The 5,605-nt window shown below is 57.0% G+C and carries 3 rRNA genes; all 3 read left to right on the plus strand.

The features are described from left to right. Window positions 1-192 precede the first annotated feature (192 nt). Window positions 193-1,721 (plus strand): 16S ribosomal RNA (locus tag ACQ393_RS17475). 449 nt (window positions 1,722-2,170) lie between these two features. Next, window positions 2,171-5,277: ribosomal RNA gene (locus ACQ393_RS17480) — 23S ribosomal RNA — on the plus strand. Window positions 5,278-5,487: 210 nt separating this feature from the next. Further along, a 5S ribosomal RNA gene (rrf, locus tag ACQ393_RS17485) occupies window positions 5,488-5,604 on the plus strand. Together the 16S, 23S and 5S rRNA genes form the textbook arrangement of a ribosomal RNA operon. Window position 5,605 lies beyond the last annotated feature (1 nt).

The following is a 5,605-nucleotide window of genomic DNA, read 5'->3' on the forward strand; positions in this document are numbered from 1 at the left end:
CGGGTGCGTCCGTTCCTTGAGAACTCAACAGCGTGCACTATGTTCAATGCCAATTTTTTGAACCCCGTGTTCTCCTGCTTTGGTGGGGGGATGGGTTTCCTTTGATTGATGGACGATTTGATTTTTTGAAGTCAGTTGTTTCTCTGTCAGTGATTTGAACTCCCTGATGCCTTCGGGTGTTGGGAACCATTTTTTTTGGAGAGTTTGATCCTGGCTCAGGACGAACGCTGGCGGCGTGCTTAACACATGCAAGTCGAACGATGAACTACCAGCTTGCTGGTGGGGATTAGTGGCGAACGGGTGAGTAACACGTGAGTAACCTGCCCTGGACTCTGGGATAACCCCGAGAAATCGGAGCTAATACCGGATAGGACCTTGCACCGCATGGTGTTTGGTGGAAAGTTTTTCGGTTTGGGATGGACTCGCGGCCTATCAGCTTGTTGGTGAGGTAATGGCTCACCAAGGCGTCGACGGGTAGCCGGCCTGAGAGGGTGACCGGCCACACTGGGACTGAGACACGGCCCAGACTCCTACGGGAGGCAGCAGTGGGGAATATTGCACAATGGGCGCAAGCCTGATGCAGCAACGCCGCGTGCGGGATGACGGCCTTCGGGTTGTAAACCGCTTTTGGCAAGGAAGAAGGGGCTTCGGCCTTGACGGTACTTGCAGAAAAAGGACCGGCTAACTACGTGCCAGCAGCCGCGGTAATACGTAGGGTCCGAGCGTTGTCCGGAATTATTGGGCGTAAAGAGCTCGTAGGCGGTTTGTCGCGTCTGCTGTGAAATCCCGAGGCTCAACCTCGGGCCTGCAGTGGGTACGGGCAGACTTGAGTGGTGTAGGGGAGACTGGAATTCCTGGTGTAGCGGTGGAATGCGCAGATATCAGGAGGAACACCGATGGCGAAGGCAGGTCTCTGGGCACTTACTGACGCTGAGGAGCGAAAGCGTGGGGAGCGAACAGGATTAGATACCCTGGTAGTCCACGCCGTAAACGTTGGGCGCTAGATGTGGGGACCTTTCCACGGTTTCCGTGTCGTAGCTAACGCATTAAGCGCCCCGCCTGGGGAGTACGGCCGCAAGGCTAAAACTCAAAGGAATTGACGGGGGCCCGCACAAGCGGCGGAGCATGCGGATTAATTCGATGCAACGCGAAGAACCTTACCAAGGCTTGACATGACCGAGAACACTCTGGAAACAGGGGACTCTTTGGACACTCGGTTACAGGTGGTGCATGGTTGTCGTCAGCTCGTGTCGTGAGATGTTGGGTTAAGTCCCGCAACGAGCGCAACCCTCGTCGCATGTTGCCAGCACGTTATGGTGGGGACTCATGTGAGACTGCCGGGGTCAACTCGGAGGAAGGTGGGGATGACGTCAAATCATCATGCCCCTTATGTCTTGGGCTTCACGCATGCTACAATGGCCGGTACAAAGGGCTGCGATGTCGTAAGGCGGAGCGAATCCCAAAAAGCCGGTCTCAGTTCGGATTGAGGTCTGCAACTCGACCTCATGAAGTCGGAGTCGCTAGTAATCGCAGATCAGCAACGCTGCGGTGAATACGTTCCCGGGCCTTGTACACACCGCCCGTCAAGTCATGAAAGTCGGTAACACCCGAAGCCGGTGGCCTAACCCTTGTGGAGGGAGCCGTCGAAGGTGGGATCGGTGATTAGGACTAAGTCGTAACAAGGTAGCCGTACCGGAAGGTGCGGCTGGATCACCTCCTTTCTAAGGAGCACTGGGCCAGCTTGCTGGTTCCAGGAGGCCCAGATCGAGACGAACGTTCTTGCTGGGTGCTCATGGGTGGAACATTGACATAGGCATCGCTCGCAAGGGTTCGGGTCCAGTACGCCGCTTCGGTGGTTGGAACGGTTCGGGTCGGCGGGGGTGGTGCGTGCACGCTGTTGGGTCCTGAGGGACCGGACATGGGCCTTGGGTGTCTTCGGATGCCTGTGGTCGGGGATGGTTTCCCTGTCAGGCCTTCATCGAAGCCGGCGGTTGCTGGTGGGGGTGGGGGTTCTGGTCGTCTGTTGAGAACTACATAGTGGACGCGAGCATCTTAGAGACAGTCTTCGGACTGTTTCACAAGATACGTAGGACGTGGCCTTTCGGGGTTGCGTTCGACTTATCATTGGTCGCCGCCGGCGTTTCGCTGGTGGCTTCTTAAACTCATGTGATTTCAAGTTTCTAAGAGCAAACGGTGGATGCCTTGGCATCTGGAGCCGAAGAAGGACGTCGTAATCTGCGATAAGCCTCGGGGAGCTGATAAACGAGCTGTGATCCGAGGATTTCCGAATGGGGAAACCCCGCCAGGCCCCTTGTGGTGACCTGGTGACTCCCGCCTGAATGTATAGGGCGGGTAGAGGGAACGTGGGGAAGTGAAACATCTCAGTACCCACAGGAAGAGAAAACAACCGTGATTCCGTGAGTAGTGGCGAGCGAAAGCGGATGAGGCTAAACCGGTCATGTGTGATACCCGGCAGGGGTTGCATGGTCGGGGTTGTGGGACCTCTCTGGTCGATCTGCCGGTCGGCCGCGGTGACGCGTCAGGTATAGACGAACCGGATTGAAAGCCGGACCGGAGTGGGTGTGAGTCCCGTAGTCGAAATGTCTGGCGGCCCGGAGGGGGATCCCAAGTAGCACGGGGCCCGAGAAATCCCGTGTGAATCTGTCAGGACCACCTGATAAGCCTAAATACTCCCAGATGACCGATAGCGGACAAGTACCGTGAGGGAAAGGTGAAAAGTACCCCGGGAGGGGAGTGAAATAGTACCTGAAACCGTTTGCTTACAAACCGTCGGAGCCTCCGTTGTTGGGGTGACGGCGTGCCTTTTGAAGAATGAGCCTGCGAGTTAGTGATCTGTGGCGAGGTTAACCCGTGTGGGGGAGCCGTAGCGAAAGCGAGTCTGAATAGGGCGTTGTAGTCGCAGGTTCTAGACCCGAAGCGAAGTGATCTATCCATGGCCAGGTTGAAGCGACGGTAAGACGTCGTGGAGGACCGAACCCACTTAGGTTGAAAACTGAGGGGATGAGCTGTGGATAGGGGTGAAAGGCCAATCAAACTTCGTGATAGCTGGTTCTCTCCGAAATGCATTTAGGTGCAGCGTTGCGTGTTTCTTGCCGGAGGTAGAGCTACTGGATGGCCGATGGGCCCCAACAGGTTACTGACGTCAGCCAAACTCCGAATGCCGGTAAGTGAGAGCGCAGCAGTGAGACGGTGGGGGATAAGCTTCATCGTCGAGAGGGAAACAACCCAGACCACCGACTAAGGTCCCTAAGCGCGTGCTAAGTGGGAAAGGATGTGGAGTTGCACAGACAACCAGGAGGTTGGCTTAGAAGCAGCCACCCTTGAAAGAGTGCGTAATAGCTCACTGGTCAAGTGATTCCGCGCCGACAATGTAACGGGGCTCAAGCACGCCACCGAAGTCGTGGCATTGCCGCACAGTGATTGGCCTTCGTGGTCCAGTCGTGGTGATGGGTAGGAGAGCGTCGTGTGCCGGGTGAAGCGGCGGTGGAAACCAGCCGTGGATGGCACACGAGTGAGAATGCAGGCATGAGTAGCGAAAGACGGGTGAGAAACCCGTCCTCCGGAAGACCAAGGGTTCCAGGGTCAAGCTAATCTGCCCTGGGTAAGTCGGGACCTAAGGCGAGGCCGACAGGCGTAGTCGATGGACAACGGGTTGATATTCCCGTACCGGCGAAGAACCGCCCACACGAGACCAGGAGTGCTAAGCATCCCAAGACCTGGTGATGTCCTTCGGGACGGATCCTGGTGGCGGCGTGCGACCCCGTCTGGTGGAGTGAGCGTGATAACAGGTGTGACGCAGGAAGGTAGCCCAGCCCGGGCGATGGTTGTCCCGGGGCAAGCGTGTAGGCCGAGTCGTAGGCAAATCCGCGACTCATGGAGGCTGAGACGTGATGCGGATGAAAAGTGGGTGATCCTATGCTGCCGAGAAAAGCATCGACGCGAGGTTCCAGCCGCCCGTACCCCAAACCGACTCAGGTGGTCAGGTAGAGAATACCGAGGAGATCGAGAGAATCGTGGTTAAGGAACTCGGCAAAATGCCCCCGTAACTTCGGGAGAAGGGGGGCCTGATTCGTGAACCCACTTGCTGGGGGAAGCGTTGATGGCCGCAGAGACCAGTGGGAAGCGACTGTTTACTAAAAACACAGGTCCGTGCCAAGTCGCAAGACGATGTATACGGACTGACGCCTGCCCGGTGCTGGAAGGTTAAGAGGACCGGTTAGCCACTTCGGTGGCGAAGCTGAGAATTTAAGCCCCAGTAAACGGCGGTGGTAACTATAACCATCCTAAGGTAGCGAAATTCCTTGTCGGGTAAGTTCCGACCTGCACGAATGGCGTAACGACTTCCCAGCTGTCTCAACCGCGAACTCGGCGAAATTGCAGTACGAGTAAAGATGCTCGTTACGCGCAGAAGGACGGAAAGACCCCGTGACCTTTACTACAGCTTGGTATTGGTGTTCGGTGTGGCTTGTGTAGGATAGGTGGGAGACGGTGAAGCGGGCACGCCAGTGTTCGTGGAGTCATTGTTGAAATACCACTCTGGTCACTCTGGATATCTAACTTCGAACCGTGATCCGGTTCAGGGACAGTGCCTGGTGGGTAGTTTAACTGGGGCGGTTGCCTCCCAAAGAGTAACGGAGGCGCCCAAAGGTTCCCTCAACCTGGTTGGCAATCAGGTGGCGAGTGTAAGTGCACAAGGGAGCTTGACTGCGAGACTGACAGGTCGAGCAGGGACGAAAGTCGGGACTAGTGATCCGGCAGTGGCTTGTGGAAGCGCTGTCGCTCAACGGATAAAAGGTACCTCGGGGATAACAGGCTGATCTTGCCCAAGAGTCCATATCGACGGCATGGTTTGGCACCTCGATGTCGGCTCGTCGCATCCTGGGGCTGGAGTAGGTCCCAAGGGTTGGGCTGTTCGCCCATTAAAGCGGTACGCGAGCTGGGTTTAGAACGTCGTGAGACAGTTCGGTCCCTATCCTCTGCGCGCGCAGGAAATTTGAGAGGATCTGACCCTAGTACGAGAGGACCGGGTTGGACGAACCTCTGGTGTGCCAGTTGTTCCGCCAGGAGCACCGCTGGTTAGCTACGTTCGGGATGGATAACCGCTGAAAGCATCTAAGCGGGAAGCCGGCCTCAAGATGAGATTTCCATCCCTTCGGGGGAGAGGCTCCCAGCCAGACGACTGGGTTGATAGGCCAGATGTGGAAGCACCGCAAGGTGTGCAGCTGACTGGTACTAATACGCCGACAACTTGACAATCACCACACGTACACCGTTTCAAGGCGGGTGTACGCGGCCCAAGGTGACTCGCGTCCACTCTGTGGTTCCCAACAGACGAACACACACACAACTGCACAGCAGACACCCACCCCACCCGACGACCCCCCGCGGTCGACGGACCCGGGGTCGGGACACCGAGACCACCAACACCCCACCCCCACGCGGGCGGGACCATGTTGGTCCTAGAGTTTCGGCGGCCATAGCGCGAGGGAAACGCCCGGACACATTCCGAACCCGGAAGCTAAGACTCGCAGCGCCGATGGTACTGCAGGGGCGACCCTGTGGGAGAGTAGGACACCGCCGGACA

This window comes from Agromyces sp. GXS1127 (assembly GCF_050565425.1).
In the GTDB taxonomy this organism is placed as follows: domain Bacteria; phylum Actinomycetota; class Actinomycetes; order Actinomycetales; family Microbacteriaceae; genus Agromyces.